16 protein-coding genes and 1 pseudogene are annotated in these 18463 nt (G+C 27.3%); 3 read left to right on the plus strand and 14 right to left on the minus strand.

Features of this window, described 5'->3' with window-relative positions:
- Positions 1 to 140: 140 nt before the first annotated feature.
- Positions 141 to 719, plus strand: coding sequence for a beta-class carbonic anhydrase (locus ACRDDE_RS06580; RefSeq protein WP_438626417.1), 579 nt, complete (start codon positions 141 to 143; stop codon positions 717 to 719).
- Between the two features lie 213 nt (positions 720 to 932).
- Here the strand turns inward: ACRDDE_RS06580 and ACRDDE_RS06585 are convergent, their stop codons facing one another.
- Together ACRDDE_RS06585 and ACRDDE_RS06590 are read right to left on the minus strand one after the other, a co-directional pair.
- Positions 933 to 1196 (minus strand): hypothetical protein, encoded by a 264-nt coding sequence (locus tag ACRDDE_RS06585; protein ID WP_438626419.1) that lies wholly within the window; start codon positions 1194 to 1196, stop codon positions 933 to 935.
- A gap of 75 nt (positions 1197 to 1271) precedes the next feature.
- On the minus strand, positions 1272 to 2873 hold the full coding sequence (locus tag ACRDDE_RS06590) for a diguanylate cyclase (RefSeq protein WP_438626420.1): 1602 nt from the start codon (positions 2871 to 2873) through the stop codon (positions 1272 to 1274).
- Positions 2874 to 3112: 239 nt separating this feature from the next.
- Between ACRDDE_RS06590 and ACRDDE_RS06595 the strand changes: the two genes are divergently transcribed.
- Entirely contained in the window at positions 3113 to 3385 is a 273-nt protein-coding gene (locus tag ACRDDE_RS06595; RefSeq protein WP_438626422.1) for a hypothetical protein, read from the plus strand.
- 61 nt (positions 3386 to 3446) lie between these two features.
- Here the strand turns inward: ACRDDE_RS06595 and ACRDDE_RS06600 are convergent, their stop codons facing one another.
- Both ACRDDE_RS06600 and ACRDDE_RS06605 read right to left on the minus strand, forming a co-directional pair.
- Positions 3447 to 3617, minus strand: a complete 171-nt coding sequence (locus tag ACRDDE_RS06600) for a hypothetical protein (protein WP_021431629.1) — start codon at positions 3615 to 3617, stop codon at positions 3447 to 3449.
- 101 nt (positions 3618 to 3718) lie between these two features.
- The gene (locus ACRDDE_RS06605; RefSeq protein ID WP_438626423.1) at positions 3719 to 4642 is read right to left on the minus strand and encodes an ROK family protein; all 924 of its coding nucleotides are present in this window, start codon (positions 4640 to 4642) and stop codon (positions 3719 to 3721) included.
- A 148-nt stretch (positions 4643 to 4790) separates the two neighbouring features.
- Between ACRDDE_RS06605 and ACRDDE_RS06610 the strand changes: the two genes are divergently transcribed.
- Complete coding sequence (locus tag ACRDDE_RS06610; protein WP_438626425.1) at positions 4791 to 5924, plus strand: AI-2E family transporter; 1134 nt, start codon at positions 4791 to 4793, stop codon at positions 5922 to 5924.
- A gap of 27 nt (positions 5925 to 5951) precedes the next feature.
- On the opposite strand, the gene ACRDDE_RS06615 is transcribed toward ACRDDE_RS06610, so the two are convergent.
- From ACRDDE_RS06615 to ACRDDE_RS06660, 10 genes and pseudogenes are all read right to left on the minus strand, one after another.
- Positions 5952 to 6314 carry a C-GCAxxG-C-C family (seleno)protein gene (locus ACRDDE_RS06615; RefSeq protein WP_438626426.1) on the minus strand — a complete coding sequence of 121 codons (363 nt, stop codon included), beginning with the start codon at positions 6312 to 6314 and terminating at the stop codon, positions 5952 to 5954.
- Between the two features lie 190 nt (positions 6315 to 6504).
- On the minus strand, positions 6505 to 7344 hold the full coding sequence (locus ACRDDE_RS06620) for an Mrp/NBP35 family ATP-binding protein (protein ID WP_438626428.1): 840 nt from the start codon (positions 7342 to 7344) through the stop codon (positions 6505 to 6507).
- 242 nt (positions 7345 to 7586) lie between these two features.
- Complete coding sequence (locus ACRDDE_RS06625) at positions 7587 to 8825, minus strand: glycosyltransferase family 4 protein (protein WP_438626430.1); 1239 nt, start codon at positions 8823 to 8825, stop codon at positions 7587 to 7589.
- Between the two features lie 17 nt (positions 8826 to 8842).
- A complete protein-coding gene (locus ACRDDE_RS06630; protein ID WP_438626432.1) occupies positions 8843 to 9694 on the minus strand; it encodes a hypothetical protein in 852 nt (283 codons plus the stop codon).
- A 312-nt stretch (positions 9695 to 10006) separates the two neighbouring features.
- A complete protein-coding gene (locus ACRDDE_RS06635; protein ID WP_438626434.1) occupies positions 10007 to 13825 on the minus strand; it encodes a phosphoribosylformylglycinamidine synthase in 3819 nt (1272 codons plus the stop codon).
- 38 nt (positions 13826 to 13863) lie between these two features.
- Positions 13864 to 15123, minus strand: coding sequence for a phosphoribosylamine--glycine ligase (gene purD, locus ACRDDE_RS06640; RefSeq protein WP_438626436.1), 1260 nt, complete (start codon positions 15121 to 15123; stop codon positions 13864 to 13866).
- A gap of 11 nt (positions 15124 to 15134) precedes the next feature.
- Positions 15135 to 16667, minus strand: coding sequence for a bifunctional phosphoribosylaminoimidazolecarboxamide formyltransferase/IMP cyclohydrolase (purH, locus tag ACRDDE_RS06645; protein ID WP_438626438.1), 1533 nt, complete (start codon positions 16665 to 16667; stop codon positions 15135 to 15137).
- The gene (purN, locus tag ACRDDE_RS06650) at positions 16660 to 17253 is read right to left on the minus strand and encodes a phosphoribosylglycinamide formyltransferase (protein ID WP_438626440.1); all 594 of its coding nucleotides are present in this window, start codon (positions 17251 to 17253) and stop codon (positions 16660 to 16662) included. Before purN ends, purH begins: the two co-directional genes overlap by 8 nt.
- Complete coding sequence (purM, locus tag ACRDDE_RS06655; protein ID WP_438626442.1) at positions 17247 to 18275, minus strand: phosphoribosylformylglycinamidine cyclo-ligase; 1029 nt, start codon at positions 18273 to 18275, stop codon at positions 17247 to 17249. The genes purN and purM overlap by 7 nt, the downstream gene beginning before the upstream one ends.
- Positions 18269 to 18463, minus strand: a pseudogene (locus ACRDDE_RS06660) (amidophosphoribosyltransferase); the annotation flags it as partial. The gene purM and the pseudogene ACRDDE_RS06660, both read right to left, overlap by 7 nt.

An 18463-nucleotide genomic window follows, 5' to 3' on the forward strand; every position in this document is an offset into this window, starting at 1 on the left:
CATTTATACCCATTGTGTGTAATAATCATTCTAAATTATTTGTTCAACAATAAGTATATATTACTTTATTACTTGTAAAACTATTTTATATGCTATAAAATTATTAAAAATAAATCTAGTTAATAAGGGAGTATATGAATATGAGTATAGAAAACAGAAAATTAGATACAATATTAGATTTTAACAAAGCTTTTATTCAAAATAAAGAGTATGAAAAATATGAAACATCTAAAGACCCTGATAAGAAAATAGTTATATTATCTTGTATGGATACAAGACTTACAGATTTGCTTCCAAAGGCTATGAACTTAAAAAATGGAGATGCTAAAATAATAAAAAATGCAGGTGCTACTGTTTTACATCCTTTTGGAAGTATAATGAGAAGTATTATAGTTGCTATTTACGAATTTGAAGTCGATGAAGTTCTTATAGTAGGTCATGAAGGATGTGGCATGTGTAATCTAAACACAGAAAATCTTATAAATAAAATTATAAATAAAGGTGTATCAATTGAGACAATAAATACTCTTTCTAACTCAGGAATTGACGTAAAAAAATGGCTTCATGGATTTGAGTCTGTAGAAGACTCTATAATAGATAGTGTTAAGATGGTTAAAAAGCATCCTTTAACACCTAAAGACATGATAGTTCATGGTTTAGTTATGTCTCCTAGTACAGGTGAGCTATCTATAGTTGTAGACGGTTATAAAAACAAATAATTATATCAAATTATTAGATTTTTTATCATTTACAAATTTTAACATTAGGAATATAATAAAAGTGTTCATTATATTTTTAATACATGAACATTGTGTGATATATAAAATATCATACTCCTGACTTTGTTTTATTTTATTTGTTTGTTAAAAATATCTTATATAGACCTTTCTATATAAGAAAAAAAGAAGACATCTTTTAGGTGTCTTCTTTTTTTAAAGTATTATCTGAGTTATGTTTCCACTACTATCTTCAACACTTATTATATCTAAATCTTTAAAGTTTCTTGTAAGCCACTTAATTTCCTTCATAGCTAACCTTACTTCTTGTGATGATAAATCACCTATAAAGTATTCTTCTCGTTCTTTTGCATATTGGTTATCTGAAAGCCAATTTCTAATAAATGTAAAAGCAAAAGTATTTGGTATATTACTCATACTTGGTCTCTTTGATTTTGCAGGTTTTGAAACTATTCTCATATATACCTCCATCTAATAAAGCTTTTAATAAATTATATTTATTAAAAGATAGTAATATACACTTTATTATTTTAATTATATATCCTCTATATGTGTACATTTATCTCTACCACTTTCCTTTGATATATACAATGCTTTATCTGCCAAATTTATAGCATTTCTTATATCTTTATTTGAGTATATTGTTGAAACTCCTATACTTAAACTAATATAATTTCCTGCTTTTGAATATTCATGCTTTATCTTTCTATCTGAAATATTTTTAAGTATTCTCTCTGCAAAAAACATAGATTCTTTTTTTACAGTATTTTTAAGAACAATACAAAATTCTTCTCCTCCATATCTAAATATCATATCACTTTTTCTACAACTGCTTTTTAACACTTCAGATATAGATTTTAAAACTTCATCTCCATACTGATGTCCATAATTATCATTATATAATTTAAAATAGTCTACATCTATCATAAATACTGATATTGGAACATCTTTAATTTTTACATTTTTTTTATATAGTTCTAAATACCGTCTATTATAAACATTACATAACGGGTCTTTCATCGATTCGTATCTAGACTTTTTCATCTTTTTATATACTAATATAATAATTCCAATTAAAAACAAATTGCTTATTATTATTAATGTGGTAGTTTTTTTCATAATACTTATGTCTTCTTCTTCTTTTATCTTGTTATTCAAATGAAATTCATATTGCTTATTATTTATTTTTGACATGTCCAATTCATTTTTATAAAATTTTTGCACTAATTTATCATATTCATCATGATTTTTTAACTTTTTATAAATTTCTATTCTTTCCTTTATGGAAAATTGGCATATGTATATATCCCCCTCTTTTTTACCATAATCCTCTAATTTCTCAAAGTATTCAATAGTCTTATCAACATCTCTAGTTTTCTTAAAGTACAATGCATATGCTCTAGTCTTTAACATTTTACTCTCAGTGTATTGAACTATTTCATTTCCCTTTTCTAATTTATCTATTTTCTTAAAATAAAAATCAATTTTACTAAAATCTTTTTTATTTAATTCTTTTATTATTAAATCCGAATAATACATTATTAATAAATCATCTTTGTGAGATTCAGGTAAATACTCAATAAATGGCTCAATTTTAGATAAAATTATACTGTATTCATCCATACTGCCTACTTGAAAGTAAATTTCTGCTAAATTTAGCAATGCATAGGTTTTTATTCTAGCATTTTCAGTTTTATTTTTATTAAATGAATTTATTATTTTTATAAGAGATTCAGCACTCTTTATATATTCTCCCATATGCCTATATGCTATAGAGGAATTTATCTCAACCTTATACTTATTTTCTTTACTTACATATTTTTCGGCCTTTTCATACATAAGAATTGCACTTACAGTTTCACCTTGAAATGTATTTATAATTCCTAGATAATTATATAAATTAAACTTATCTGATTTATCCAACTTGTTAAATATTTTTTTATTTTTTTCAATTTGTTCTAATTTTTTTTCAGCTAAATCATAATCTCCATCTTGTATAAGGGCATTTGCATCTTGAATTTTTATTTTTTCTTCTTGTTTAAAATTATTTAAATTATTTAATTTTAATATAAAAATCAATAGAACCACTGCAGATGCAAATACTATTATATAATTTTTCTTAATTTTAAAATTCATAAATCACCCCATAGATCCTTTATTTGATCACTTTTATTCATATAAAATCTTTATATCTATAGTATATATATTTATAATTACCTATAACTGTATTATGTTAAAGTTAACATATATTATTATATCTTATTAATTTACGCTATATTTGTAAATTTACGAATATATTAAATTTATTTTAAATATTATTTAATATAGTTTTTAATATAGTTTTTAAGCTATAAAAAAATTTTAGGGGGAAACTTATGTTAGAAGTATTTAAAAGAGATTTAAGTCAAAATAATAAAAAACTAAGAAAATCAGGTTACATTTTAGGATTAATTTATGGTCCTAAACTTGATCAAGACATCCCTATTCAAATACCTAAAACTCCTTTTTTAAGATTTGCAGAAGATAATAATGACCTTAGTGTTGATTTACTATTAGATGGTCAAATAAAAAAATGTATAATAACTGAAATCCAATCCCAACCTGCATTTGAAGGCTATACACATATAAATTTTAGATGTATCGAATAAAATAAAAAAGACTATCTTATAGATAGTCTTTTTCATTTGATATATACGTTTAAGTAATAAATTACATTAGTGACTGCTCTTTTCCACAAGCTTTACATCTTCTCATTTCAACTATGCACTCTTCGTTATTTTCATTGATATTTTGGTATGTTACTATAGTATGCTTTCTTTCTTTTTCACAGTTATCACAAAAAACTGATTCTTTTAACTTTCTAGTTTTTAAAATTTCCATCTAAATAAACACCCTTTCCTCAATAAAGTTAACTCTATCTACCATTATTGTTATAAGTGTAGTTATTTATACAAAATAAGTAAAATTAATATATATATTTTCTAAATTTCATTTCTAAATATATAATTGTATATCGCTCCTATTTGACCTGAGTCATTAAAAAACTTACAAGGACCAATATTCCATTTTTTATATAAATTTTCAATTTTTCCGGTTTCTTTTATAAGCTCTATAGAAAGTCTTTTCATCTCAGATTTCAAATCTTCTATAAAAATAGGTTGATTACTTATTCCTCCCCCAATAAGAATTTTTTCTGGATCAACTATAAACCCAACATTGTAAATACAAATTGCTACTCTTCTTATCCACATTTGATATAATTCTAAAACTTCATCATCCTTATTTTGAATCATATCAAATACGGAAACTCCGTCTAAACTTCTAGAATTCACGCCCTTTTTATTAGCTATTTCTCTGACAAATGATACAGTTGAGCTAGTTTTATTCAAAGTTTTTAGTCTATATTTTTCATGTATATTATCTAGAATCATATATCCAAATTCTCCCGAAAAATAATTATTTCCACTTACTAATCCATTATTTACATACAAAGCTCCACCTATTCCTGTTCCAAGCGTAATACATACAAAATTGCTACATTCAGTTGCATTTCCAATCCATTTTTCAGCTAATAATGCACAATTTGCATCATTTTCTACTTCTACTTTTCTTCCTAACTCTTTTTCTAAAATATACTTTATATTTACTTTATCTAATATTCGTATAGATCCTCCATCTTGTATGTATCCACTATTAGGATTTACACATCCTGGAACGCTAAGCCCCACTCCCTCTACAGACCCACATTCATCCATTATTAATTTTATTGATTTTATAAACTTTGACATATCATACTTAGGTGTTTTTATTTTATTTTTCCCTTTTTTTACTTCATTTCCATATTTATCGTAAACTCCATACTTTATAGAAGTTCCTCCAACATCTATTCCTAAATAAGTGTTCAACTGCATCACCTCCTAATTAAAATAATCCTTTTATATAATTAATTTTAACATAATTTTTTCCCAATATATGTAATATAATTTTTAAAAAATACTTTTATACGGTATACTGATTGTATAATTATAAATTTATGAAAGGAGTTGTGATTTTATGAAAAATCTCAAATTTAAAAATCAAATTTTATTATCAACGTATATAATAATTTTATCTTTTTTACTTTTAAATATAAAATCTGTCGGAAATATATTTCTCCAATTAATTTCTATATCGAAACCTTTTATAATAGGTATAGCAATAGCATTTTTAATAAATATTCCTATGAAATTTTTCGAAAATAAAATTATAGAACCCTATTTAAAAAAGACAAAATTAAAAAATCCAAAAATTTTAGCTAGAGCATTGTCTCTTTCAATCACTTTGCTTATTTTATTTATATTAGTAAATTCATTTGTAAACTTTGTGATTCCTCAATTAGGTAAAAGTACTTCTAGTTTAATAAGTGCAGTTCCTCAGTATATAGATTCACTAGAATCTTATGTTACAAATTATTTTTCACATATAAATATTCCAGATAGTATCCATGCTGATATCTTATCTGGATTAGATAAAGTTTCAAGTTTTGTAATTAAATTTGCAAACTATTTTATCTCAAATATATTAGGATTTACAGTTGGTGTTACCTCTGCGATAACTAATTTTGTTATAGGATTTATAATTGCAATTTACATACTTTTAAGTAAAGAAAAACTTTTACTTCAATGTAAAAAATTCACTTTTGCCTTTCTAGATGAAAAATATGCAAATAAGTTAGTAGAAATATCTCATTTAGTAGAATTTAAATTCTCGAAATTTATAGCTGGACAATGTATAGATGGTGCTATATTAGGTATTTTATGTTTTATAGGTATGACTATATTTAGTATGCCTTATGCATTGCTTGTTAGTACTATAGTGGCGATAGCTGCGTTAATACCTATATTCGGAACATTTATAGGAACTGCACTTTCAGTTTTTATCATATTTATGGTTAAACCTATAACGGCATTATATTATTTAATAATGATGCTTGTAATTCAGCAAATTGAAGGTAACTTAATATATCCATTTGTTGTAGGTAACTCTATAGGCCTATCATCATTTTGGATATTAGTTCCTATATTTGTAGGTTCTTCTATGTTTGGTGTTTTAGGTATTTTAGTAGGAGTTCCTCTTTTTAGTGTAATTTATACGCTATTATCTAGGTATGTAAATAAAAGGATAAAAGAAAAAAATATTAATCTATAAAAAAAAGATGACTAGGTGTCATCTTTTTTACGCTGCTAAAATTTCTTTTAATGCATCATATGAGAAATCTATTATTTCTGAACAGCTAACTTTATTTTTCTTTAGGTCTAAGCATATCTCAGTGTTATATTTTTCTCTAACTCTATTCATTAATTCCCTTGAGTAAGCTCTAGCATCATTTGATTGAGAGTTATCTTCTCTACCCTTTATATATCCTAATACTAATACAGCAGCATTTACAGCTCCACATAAACTTCCAACTGTAACTCCTGTTCCCATTCCACTTCCTAGTGCAACTGGAATATTAGTTTTATGTTCTTCATTATATGATTTTATTATAGCCTCTGCACATGTATATCCTTGTTTATGGTATTCTGATGGTTTTATCATTTTATTATCCTCCAATTTCCTCTATTATTTAAATAATCAATGTTATTATCTTTTTAAATTAACTTTTCATTAAATAATATTACCCTATTTAAAATAAATTATATGTGATAATATCACATTAATAGTTTATATCCGAATAATAATTTTACCATATTTTAGATAAATTGTCTGTTCTACCTATATGAGATTTCTACTTTTGAATATTTTCTAACTCATCTATTATCTTGTTTACTATAGGCTCAAACACTAATTTAAGATTATTTTCTTCATCTACTGTATTTCCATCACTTAAATTACTTACGCTATTTAGCATAGGTAATTCTGCTAATAATTTTAAATTCATTTCTTCTAAGAATTTATCAGTATTTTCTCCATTAAATAATCTTATTTTTTTATCACAATCAGGACAAGTTATATAACTCATATTTTCAATAACCCCTAATATATTAATATCCATTTTTCTAGCCATATTTACAGCCTTTGAAACTATCATGGAAACAAGATTTTGTGGTACTGAAACCATTACTATTCCACTTATCGGAATTGAATTCATTACAGTTAAAGCAACATCTCCTGTACCTGGCGGCATATCGATTACTAGATAATCAAGTTCGCCCCAAAGAACATCTTTCCAAAATTGTTCAACAACCCCTGAAATCATAGGTCCTCTCCATATAACAGGATCACCTTCATTTTCCATAAGAAAATTTAATGACATAACTTTTATCCCATCATTTGTGTTAACTGGTAAAATCATATCTTCTGACATAGTTGCTTTTTTTCCACTAACTCCAAGTAATCTAGGAATACTAGGCCCTGTTATATCTGCATCTAAAACCCCTACTTTATACCCTAATTGATTTAACTGTTTTGCTATAATTGCTGAAATAGAAGACTTTCCTACACCTCCTTTTCCGCTCATAACCCCAATAATTTTTTTTACATTATTCAAATTATTATTTTTAACTCCACAGTTATCTTTGTCTTTTGTACACCCATTATTAGATGGACATGTGTTACATGTTGACATAAATTCATCTCCCTATATTTCATAATTGGCATTTGCTAATTTAATTTTACTTATATTTTTATTTATTGTCAAATGCCAATTATGAAATATTCCTTATACGTAAAAAGGAAAAATACAAAACTTTAAATTTTTATATTTTTCCTTTTCTCATTATTATATTTTATTTATTAAATTTTATATTTTTGCTATATTATTAAATCATATCAACTAAATTGTTGCACAATAAACATTTCAATATAATTTTAGTTATAAAATTTTTCTATATTCAGCTGTCTTAATATTGCAGATTCTAATCTTATGCATAGACCAATCCATGTTTTATCTTCCATATTTAAATGTTTGTTTCTAACATTAAATTGAAGTATATTATTTATCATTTTATCAATTTCAAGACCCAAGTTCTTCTCAAATTCAGGAAGTTCATCTTCAAAAGGTTCAGCAATTTTTCGCATTTTAGGTAAATTTATATACTTAATTTTACCTGATGTGTTTATATATTCTCCAATCCATTCACTAACCCCCGGTATATCAGTAGTTATAACAGTACACCCACTTGCTAAAGCTTCTATAACTACTAAAGGCAACCCTTCAAAAAATGATGGAAGCATAAATATATGAGTTTTTCTAAGTATTTCTGCTAATTCATTTTGTTTTACTTTTCCAAAAAACTTTATATCAAATTCACTTGCTTCACTAAGCTTTTTAATAGAATTAAATTCTTTTTCATTGCTTCCATCCCCAACTATATTTATTTTTATAATATCTTTTTTATGTTTTATATAGTTTAGTGATTTTATTAAAGACTCCATGCCTTTTAATCTACAAATTTTGCCTGCAAAAGTAATATTAATAATATCATTATCTATTTCTTTATCAAAAAATATATTTTCATCATATCCACTTCCAAGAGAATATACTTTATCATCACTTAGATCAAATATGTCTTCAATCTCTTTTTTTTGCTCATTATGCAATGAAAATATCATATCTAAGTTACATATATTATTTTTTATATAACTACTTTTTAATTCATTGCTTTGAAATTGCTTTAAACATGTTCCATGACAAATTCCTACTACAGGTATATCCTTGATAATTTGCCTCACAAATGCAGTTATTAAATATAAATGATGACATATTACTAAATCAGGTTTTACATCTTTAATAGCTTCGTCTATCCTTTTTTTAAATGCATCCTTTAATTTAAATACCATATCTTCGCTCATATTTTTATATAAAGTACTATTATATGGCATAACATCACTCATCCCTACAACGTTAAAAGGAACCTCTTTTGTATTATAAGTTACAGGGTAAAATTTTATATCTCCACCAAAGCATTCTTTTGGGTCATCAACATCTATTCCTGCTATTACCCCTTGATTATATCCCATCTTTTTAAACCCTTTTATCATTCCACTCATGTAAATACCACTACCTGTGCTATTTGGTTTTTGTGTTATTATATGTAGTATTTTCATAGTTCTCCCTTCAATTGTCAGCTAAAATCTATATCTAAATATACACAAGAGGAATCATCATTTACTTTAAATCTTGGAAATTTAGTTGTTGAAAAGTCTTCCAACTCTATATTTCTAAGTCTAAAGTAAATTTCTCCTGCTCCATATTTTTCTACCTCATTTATTAAATTTTCTTCTTCTATTGTTTTATATCTATCACTAATGCATGAAAATCCATCACTTGTAAGCATTATTTTTATATTATCATTTATATCTATAAATCCATTTATAGCGTTGTTTATAGCATTTTCATCAAAATCTAATATCCAATATCCATCTTTTGTATTTTTTTTCAATCTATTGCTTATTATTGTACTCATCACACTATTTTTTATTTCTTCAAATGTAAGCCTGTCTAAATTAGGTAGTTTTTCCATTTCATCGTAAACCAATTTATCTAAAACACATAAAGTTCTATCTTTTATTACAGAGTTTTCATTTCCTAATTTAAAATAAAATGTACAATCTCCAAGTAAAAAATACTCTAGTTTATTATTATAAAATTTTATAACTGCAATAGAACTAGATGGAGTATCTAACCTATCAATGTCGTTCTTATCAACTTTTTTATAATATTCATCACTTATCGATTTAACTCCATTAAACATCAATTCTTTTAAAGTCATTTCATTATGTATGTTTTTGTGTAAGTAATTATTCCACCAGCTCACATACCAATTTGCATCGCTTTTGCATGAAATTAGGTTTTTATTATTTAGCCCAGTAGCTCCATCTAAAACCCACGCTCCAAATGGATTAAATCCTATTATATCTTCATTGTATTTTGCACTTCCTTGATAACATAAAGTGTCACAAACCTTCATTTCCATATCATACCCTCCGCGTATGGCATATATATATTACCATATTAATTTTGAAAAACTTGTCGAAAATTATATAAAAATTTCACTTTATATATGTATATACACTAATACCCAAATATCTTACTTTACTTAAGTTTATTCTCCATTAATCGATAAATTCCCTCTATATATTTTTTAGACACTTTTTTACATTCAGAACATAGCATATTTATTCAGTAAATATCATTTATTTAAACGAAAAAAGGTACCTCAAAATAAGTATTATAATATTTATTGATAACCATAAATATTTTACATTTTGAGATACCTTATATATTTTTATTTAAAATATTTAACTCCACATTCAAAAATCTTTTGATCTTTTTCACCTATAATATTTTTAACAACTTGGTCTCCAATTCTTTCTGAATGACCCATTTTCCCAAATATTCTTCCATCTAAACTTGTTATACCTTCAACTGCATATGTTGATCCATTAGGGTTAAATTCTATATCATAAGTTGCTTTTCCTTCAAAGTCTACATACTGAGTTGCAATTTGCCCATTTTGTATTAATTTTCTCATTACATCTTCATTAGCTACAAATCTTCCTTCACCATGAGAAACTGATATACTATGAATATCACCAACCTCTGTATCATATAACCAAGGAGATTTGTTAGATGCTATTCTTGTATTAACCATTTTAGCTTGGTGTCTTCCTATCTTATTATAAGTTAGGGTTGGGCAGCTTTCATCTATATCTCTTATTTCTCCATAAGGCACTAGTCCTAATTTTATAAGAGCTTGGAATCCATTACATATACCTAGCATTAATCCATCCTGATTGTTTAAAAATTCATTTATAGCTTCAGCAATTTTAGGATTTCTAAATACAGTTGCAATAAATTTACCTGATCCATCTGGCTCATCTCCTGCACTGAATCCACCTGGTAACATTATTATTTGAGATGATTTGATTTCTTCTACCATAGTATCTATAGAGCTTTCTATATCTTTATAAGTTAAGTTTTTAAATACTTTAACTGATGTTTTAGCTCCTGCTTTTTCAAATGCTCTTGCTGAGTCATATTCACAGTTAGTTCCAGGGAAAGCTGGTATAAAGACTTTTGGTTTAGCTAAGCTTATACCACTATTTCTTCTTTCTCCAATACTTAAAAAGTTTATAGTTTCTATTTTTTCTTTTATTTCCTCAGTTTTGATAGGGAATACACTTTCTAAAACACCATTATATTTATCATATAAATAATCTATATCTATACTTTCATTTTCTATAATTATATTTTTTTCTTCTATAGTGTTTCCTAATAATTGATAGTTATATCCGTCTAACTCTTTCAATAACTCTTTTACATCTATATCATTTCCTTTTAATTCAAGAATCATATTTCCATAAGATGTATTAAATAACAATTGATCATTTATATTATTTTCATTATTAAATTTAAATCCAATCTTATTTCCAAAGCTCATTTTGCTTATAGCTTCACTTACCCCTCCATAACCTACTGAATATGCAGAAAGCACTTTTTTATTTTCTATAAGCTCTGTTATCTTTGAAAGATTTTTCTTTAGTTCTTCAAAGTCTATAACTTTATTTTCCAACACATTTGTTAATAACATTATTACTGTTGAACCTGGTTTTTTAAATTCTGGGGATAACACTTGTTTTGCATCCACAGTATCAACAGCAAATGAAACTAGTGTTGGAGGTACATCTATGTCTTTAAAAGTTCCTGACATACTGTCTTTTCCACCTATTGCAGGTATTTGTAATTTATTTTGAGCATAATATGCCCCAAGTAATGCTGAAAATGGTTTCCCCCACTTATATTCACTTATCCCCAGTTTTTCAAAATATTCTTGTAGAGTAAGTCTTATATTGCTAAAGTTACCCCCAATAGCCACAACTTTACACACAGATTCTACAACTGCATAAAGCGCACCATGGAATGGACTTTCTTTTCCTATCTTAGGGTTATATCCATATGTCATTATTGTAGATGTATTAGTCTCTCCATTTAAAACAGGTATTTTGGCAACCATACCTTGAGCTGGAGTAGCTTGATACTTACCTCCAAATGGCATCAACACAGTATTTGCTCCTATAGTATTATCAAATTTTTCAACAAGACCTTTTTGTGAGCAAACATTTAAATCAGTAATATTATTTATAAATTTATCCTTTAATCTACATTCACTACTTATTGCTATTTCTAAATTTCCTTCTTTATATAAAGACATATTATCAACATTTTTTACTTTTATATTTATCTTTTGTTTTACTCCATTTGTTTCTATAAAATCTCTAGACATATCTACTATAGGTGTTCCATTCCAATACATTCTAACTCTGCCGCTATCAGTTACATTTGCAACATGAGTAGCTTCTAAGTTTTCCTCTATAGCCATTTCTATAAACTTATCTATATTTTCTTTTTTTATTGCTACAGCCATACGCTCTTGAGACTCAGATATAGCTAACTCTGTTCCATCTAATCCATCATATTTTTTAGGTACTAAATCTAAGTTTATATCTATACTTTCTGCTATCTCTCCAATTGCTACACAAACTCCACCGGCTCCAAAGTCATTACATCTTTTTATCATTTGTGCAACTTCTTTATTTCTAAAAAATCTTTGTATTTTTCTTTCATTTGGTGCATCACCTTTTTGAACTTCTGCACTACATGTTTGTAAAGATTTTTCACTGTGTTCTTTTGATGATCCTGTAGCTCCTCCGCATCCATCTCTTCCAGTTTTTCCACCTAATAATATTACAGCGTCTCCATTTTGAGGAGTTTCTCTTATTACATTTTCTTTTGGTGCTGCTGCAATTACAGCCCCTATTTCCATTCTTTTAGCTACGAAATTCTCATCATAAACTTCTGCTACTTGACCTGTTGTAAGTCCAATTTGATTTCCATAAGAGCTATACCCATTAGCTGCTTCTGTTGTTATTTTCTTTTGCATTAGCTTTCCTGGCAATGTATCTTTTAATGATGTTCTTGGATCTGCACTTCCACTTACTCTCATAGCTTGATAAACATAACTTCTACCTGATAAAGGATCTCTTATAGCTCCTCCTAAACAAGTAGCCGCTCCTCCAAAGGGTTCAATTTCTGTAGGATGGTTGTGTGTTTCATTTTTAAACATCACTAAATATGCTTCTTTTTTACCATCTATATCAACATCAACATTTATACTACAAGCATTTATCTCTTCACTTACATCTAAGTCTTCTAATTTGCCACATTTTCTTAATTCCTTCATAGCAATTGTTGCTATATCCATTAAACAAATATCTCTATCTGTTTTTCCATATACATAATCCCTTGATTGTAAGTACATATCATATGCTTCTTTTACAACATCAGTGTACTTGCCTTCTTCTATAACTACATCCTCTATTTTAGTCATGAATGTAGTATGTCTACAGTGATCTGACCAATAAGTATCTAATACCTTTATTTCAGTTATAGTTGGATTTCTTTTTTCTATATTTTTAAAATACATTTGAACATGCTTTAAATCTTCAAATGTCATAGCAAGTCCTATAGAATCCATGAATTTCATTAAATCTTCATCACTTAAGTTTATAAATTTATCTATAGTTTCTACACTTGTAGGTATTTCAGTTTGTATTTTTAAGGTTTCAGGTTTTTCTAAGTCAGCTTCTCTACTATCTACTTGGTTTATGCAATATGATTTTATTTGTTTAAGATCTTCATCTGTTATATCTCCACTGATTATTACTAGCTTTGCAGTATTTATTATAGGTCTTTCACCTTCATTTATAATTTGAATACATTGAGCTGCCCAATCAGCTCTTTGATCATATTGTCCTGGTAAATATTCTATTGCAAATACTTTATCATCTGTATTTATGTTTACTTCCTCTTGATATACATTATCTGTATTAGGCTCAGAGAATATATTTCTAACTGCTTTTTCATATACCGATTCTTCTATTCCTTCTATATCATATCTATTTAAAAGTCTTAGACTTTTTATTCCATCTATATGTAAACTCTCCTCGATTTCACATTTTAGATGTTTTGCATCTAAGTCAAATCCTTGTTTTTTCTCAACTAATATTCTTTTTACAGTAGATTTCAAACTATTACTAGTAGTCATAGTATACCCCCATAATTTTTTATTTAAGTATATTTATACTAATTTGATAATACTCCAATGTCAGTTCTGTAATGCATACCTTCAAATTTTATCTTTTCTATGTTTTCATAAACTTTTTTGCTAGCTTCTTCAAGTGAATTACCTTTTGCACTAATTCCTATAACTCGCCCACCATTAGTAACTAGTTTATTGTTAATTATTTTAGTTCCACTATGGAATATAACTATATCTTCATCCACTTTATCAAGACCTGTTATAACCTTACCTTTTTCGTAACTTTCAGGATAACCACCTGATGTTAACATAACACATACTGCATTTTTTTCATTATACTTTATTTCAATTTCATTTAATCTATTTTTTAAAATAGCTTCTATTATTTCAATTAAATCTGTTTCCAACCTTAAAAGTACTGACTGTGTTTCAGGATCTCCAAATCTAACATTATACTCTAAAACCTTTGGCCCATCCTCTGTTATCATTAATCCTATAAATAAAATACCTTTATAGTTTAAGTTATCATCTTTAAATCCTTTTAATGTTTTATCTAGAACTTCTTTTTTTACTATATGAGATAATTGTTCATCGTATATATTACTTGGAGAAAATGTCCCCATTCCTCCTGTGTTAGGACCTTCTTCATTGTTATAAACTTTTTTATGATCTTTAGCACTTTCCATAGGTACTATAGTGTTATTGTCAACAAATGCTAGTATAGATGTTTCTATTCCTTTTAAAAATTCTTCAATAACTATTTTTTCTCCAGCTATCCCAAATTTTTTGTCACTCATCATTTCTTTTAAAGTTTCTATACCTTCTTCTTTATCCTTTGCTATTACAACACCTTTACCTGCTGCTAAACCATCAGCTTTTATAACTACTGGATATCCAAATGAATCAATTTCACTTATGGCTTCATCTAGATCTACGTATTCTTTATATTTTGCAGTTGGAATATCATGTTTATTCATAAACTCTTTTGAAAAAGCTTTACTACCCTCTAACATTGAGCACTTTTTATTTGGTCCAAATATCTTTAAGTTTTCTTTTTCAAATCTATCTACTATTCCATCTACTAATGGAACTTCTGGTCCAACTATAGTTAAATCAACTTTATTCTCTTTAGCAAATTTATATAAATTATCAATATCATTATCTTTTATATTTAAACACTGAGCTATTTCACTTATTCCTGCATTACCAGGAGCACAGTAAATCTCCTCAACTTTTTTTCCTTTTAACAAACTATAGCAAATCGCATGCTCTCTTCCACCTGATCCTACAACTAAAATCTTCATGTATTTACCTCCTAGTGTTTAAAGTGTCTTATTCCTGTAAACACCATAACCATATCATTTTCATTACAAGCATCTATTGAATCTTGGTCCTTTATAGATCCTCCAGGCTGAACTATCGATTTTATTTTATAATCATTAGCTAACTTCACACAGTCATCAAATGGGAAAAATGCATCTGATGCTAACACTGCCCCTTCAAAGTTTTTATCTTGATTATTTTCTAAAGCATTTTTTAATGCCCATATTCTTGAAGTTTGACCGCATCCAAGTGCTAGTGTCTGTCCATCTTTTACTATAGCTATTGCATTAGACTTCATGTTTTTAACTATCTTCATTCCAAATTCCATATCTTTTAATATTTGTTCATCTGCTATCTCTTTTGTAACACAGTTGTATTCATTAGCTAATTTTTCATCTCTATCCTGAACTAGTAATTTACCATCTAAATATTTAAAGTCAAATCCTTGAAGACTATTTTCTATATTTGATAGTTTTAATACTCTTAAATTTTTCTTTTGTGTTAAAACTTCAAGTGCTTCTTTTGTAAAATCATAAGCTACTACTATCTCTAAAAATATTTCATTTAATTTTTTAGCAGTTTCTACATCTACTACAGATGTAAATCCTACAATTCCTCCAAATATAGATACTTTGTCTGCCTCATAACATTTTGTGTAAGCCTCAAAGCTATTTTTAGCTACTGCTACTCCACATGGATTTGTATGCTTTATAGCTACGCAAGCTACTTGTTCACTATCTTTAAACTCTCTCATTATTTCTAAACATCCATGTAGGTCATTTATATTATTGAAAGAAAGTTCTTTACCATTTAACTGTTCATAATTTAATATTGGATTTTTTGCATTAGACTGTTTATATAATACTGCTCCTTGATGAGGATTTTCTCCGTATCTTAGGGTATCTTCTTTCTGGAATGTCATTGTTAGACTTTCAGGGAACTTATCTTCTAATTGCTCTCTGAAATAGTTTGATATTAATGCATCATATCTAGCAGTTGTTGAAAATGCTTTATATGCTAGTTTTTTTCTGTCTTCTAATGATACTTCTCCATCTTTTAAGCTTTCTATTATAGCATCGTAGTCTTTTGTATCAACTACTATTAAAACATCTTTATAATTTTTAGCTGCTGAACGTATCATAGATGGTCCACCTATATCTATATTCTCTATCATTACATCATGAGGTTTGTTATCTTTTAAATTTCCTTCAAAATCATATAGATTTACTACTACTAAATCTATTGCTCCTATTTTATGCTCATTAACTGTATTAACATGTTTTTCATTATCTCTTTTGTATAATATTCCTCCATGAATATATGGATTTAATGTTTTAACTCTTCCATCTAATATCTCAGGAAAGTTTGTAACTTCATCTATTTGTATAACTTTTAATCCTTCTTCTCTCAGAGTTTTAAATGTATTTCCTGTTGATATTACTTCATACCCTAATTCATTTAAGCTTCTTGCAAACTCTATTACACCACTTTTATCTGTTACACTTATTAATGCTCTTTTAGTCATTTACAATTACTCCCCTTCCATTTACAGTTAACTTATTATCACAATATAGTTTTACGCTTTCTTTAAGTATCTCATGTTCCACTGTTAGTACCCTCTCAGACAAACTCTGTGGGGTATCATCAAACTTAACCTCTACACTTTTTTGCATTATTATTGGACCAGTGTCTGCTCCTTCATCTACAAAATGCACAGTAGCTCCACTTAACTTTGCACCATAATTTATTACAGATTCATGAACTTTCTTACCATAATATCCTTCTCCGCAAAACGCAGGAATTAATGATGGGTGTATATTTATTATTTTATTTCTGAAAGCTTCTACAAATTTTGGACTTATGATTTTTAAATATCCTGCTAAAACAACTAAATCAATATTTTCTTTATTTAGTAAATCTATTATTTTTTCATCTTCTTTTTCTACAAAAGTTTTGATATTGTGTTTTGTTGCTCTTTCTAATCCATAAACATTATCCTTATTAGAAATAACTAATTTAACAATTCCATTTATATATCCACTTTCACATCCATCTATAATGCTTTGTAAATTGCTTCCTCCTCCAGATATTAAAACAGCAATGTTTAGCATAGCTTTACTCCTTCATGGGTATCTACAACTTTTCCAATTATATATGCTTGTTTTTCACTTTCATTTAAATATCTAACTATTTCCTCTGCTTTATCTGAATCTACTACTATTGCAAGTCCTATCCCCATATTGAAACTTTTATGAAGCTCAACTTCATCTATTGCATTAAACTTTTCTATCATTTTAAATATAGCTGGCTTTTCCCAAGAATTTTTATTTATATCTATACCTAATCCATTTGGTATAACTCTAGGGATATTTTCTATAACACCTCCACCTGTTATGTGTGCTATAGCTTTTAACTCATATTTTTTTATTAAATTCATAACAAGTTTCACGTATATCTTTGTCGGGATAAGAAGCGCTTCTCCTAAAGTCATTCCTAATTCTTCTATATAATCAGTTAATTCATACTTATATTCTTCTAGAAATATTTTTCTTATAAATGAGTATCCATTACTGTGTATTCCACTTGATGCTATTCCTATTAATGTATCTCCAGAGTTAACATTTTGACCACTTATTATTTTAGATTTATCTGCTATTCCTACTGAAAAACCTGCTAAATCATAATCATCTTCTGAGTACATACCAGGCATCTCGGCTGTCTCTCCTCCGATAAGAGCACATTCTGCCATCTTACATCCTTCCACTATTCCAGATACTATATCATCTATTTTCTCAGGAATTAATTTTCCAGTAGCTATATAATCTAAGAAAAACAATGGCTTAGCTCCTTGGCATATAAGATCATTGACACACATTGCTACTAAATCTATACCTACAGTATTGTGAATATCCATCATTTGAGCTAGTTTTAATTTTGTTCCAACTCCATCTGTAGAAGATAGCAATACAGGTTCATCCATATTTATAAAATCCTTTAAACTATATAACCCACTAAAGTTTCCTAAATCTCCTATAACATTTTTATCATATGTTCCTTTTATCTTATCTTTTATAAGATTTACAGCTCTGTTTCCCTCATCTATATCTACACCTGAAGCTCTATATGTTAACATGATATTATTTCCCCCTCATCAATTTTTTCAACAGGATATTTTCCATCAAAACATGCTTTGCAGAAAGTTGTTTTATCTTCCGCTGCTTCTAAAGTTCCTTCTATGCTTAAAAACTTTAGTGTATCACAACCTATATAATCTCTTATCTGATCCAAATTATTTTTAGATGCTATTAAATTAGATCTATG

This window comes from Paraclostridium sp., from assembly GCF_051656405.1.
Lineage (GTDB): Bacteria > Bacillota > Clostridia > Peptostreptococcales > Peptostreptococcaceae > Paraclostridium.

What these genes read in the sequence shown, in the direction of transcription:
- ACRDDE_RS06580 (WP_438626417.1), top strand. Translation starts at nt 141, where the DNA reads ATGAGTATAGAAAACAGAAAATTAGATACAATATTAGATTTTAACAAA.
- ACRDDE_RS06585 (WP_438626419.1), bottom strand. Translation starts at nt 1,196, where the DNA reads ATGAGAATAGTTTCAAAACCTGCAAAATCAAAGAGACCAAGTATGAGT.
- ACRDDE_RS06590 (WP_438626420.1), bottom strand. Translation starts at nt 2,873, where the DNA reads ATGAATTTTAAAATTAAGAAAAATTATATAATAGTATTTGCATCTGCA.
- ACRDDE_RS06595 (WP_438626422.1), top strand. Translation starts at nt 3,113, where the DNA reads ATGTTAGAAGTATTTAAAAGAGATTTAAGTCAAAATAATAAAAAACTA.
- ACRDDE_RS06600 (WP_021431629.1), bottom strand. Translation starts at nt 3,617, where the DNA reads ATGGAAATTTTAAAAACTAGAAAGTTAAAAGAATCAGTTTTTTGTGAT.
- ACRDDE_RS06610 (WP_438626425.1), top strand. Translation starts at nt 4,791, where the DNA reads ATGAAAAATCTCAAATTTAAAAATCAAATTTTATTATCAACGTATATA.
- ACRDDE_RS06615 (WP_438626426.1), bottom strand. Translation starts at nt 6,314, where the DNA reads ATGATAAAACCATCAGAATACCATAAACAAGGATATACATGTGCAGAG.
- ACRDDE_RS06620 (WP_438626428.1), bottom strand. Translation starts at nt 7,344, where the DNA reads ATGTCAACATGTAACACATGTCCATCTAATAATGGGTGTACAAAAGAC.
- ACRDDE_RS06625 (WP_438626430.1), bottom strand. Translation starts at nt 8,825, where the DNA reads ATGAAAATACTACATATAATAACACAAAAACCAAATAGCACAGGTAGT.
- ACRDDE_RS06630 (WP_438626432.1), bottom strand. Translation starts at nt 9,694, where the DNA reads ATGGAAATGAAGGTTTGTGACACTTTATGTTATCAAGGAAGTGCAAAA.
- ACRDDE_RS06635 (WP_438626434.1), bottom strand. Translation starts at nt 13,825, where the DNA reads ATGACTACTAGTAATAGTTTGAAATCTACTGTAAAAAGAATATTAGTT.
- purD (WP_438626436.1), bottom strand. Translation starts at nt 15,123, where the DNA reads ATGAAGATTTTAGTTGTAGGATCAGGTGGAAGAGAGCATGCGATTTGC.
- purH (WP_438626438.1), bottom strand. Translation starts at nt 16,667, where the DNA reads ATGACTAAAAGAGCATTAATAAGTGTAACAGATAAAAGTGGTGTAATA.
- purN (WP_438626440.1), bottom strand. Translation starts at nt 17,253, where the DNA reads ATGCTAAACATTGCTGTTTTAATATCTGGAGGAGGAAGCAATTTACAA.
- purM (WP_438626442.1), bottom strand. Translation starts at nt 18,275, where the DNA reads ATGTTAACATATAGAGCTTCAGGTGTAGATATAGATGAGGGAAACAGA.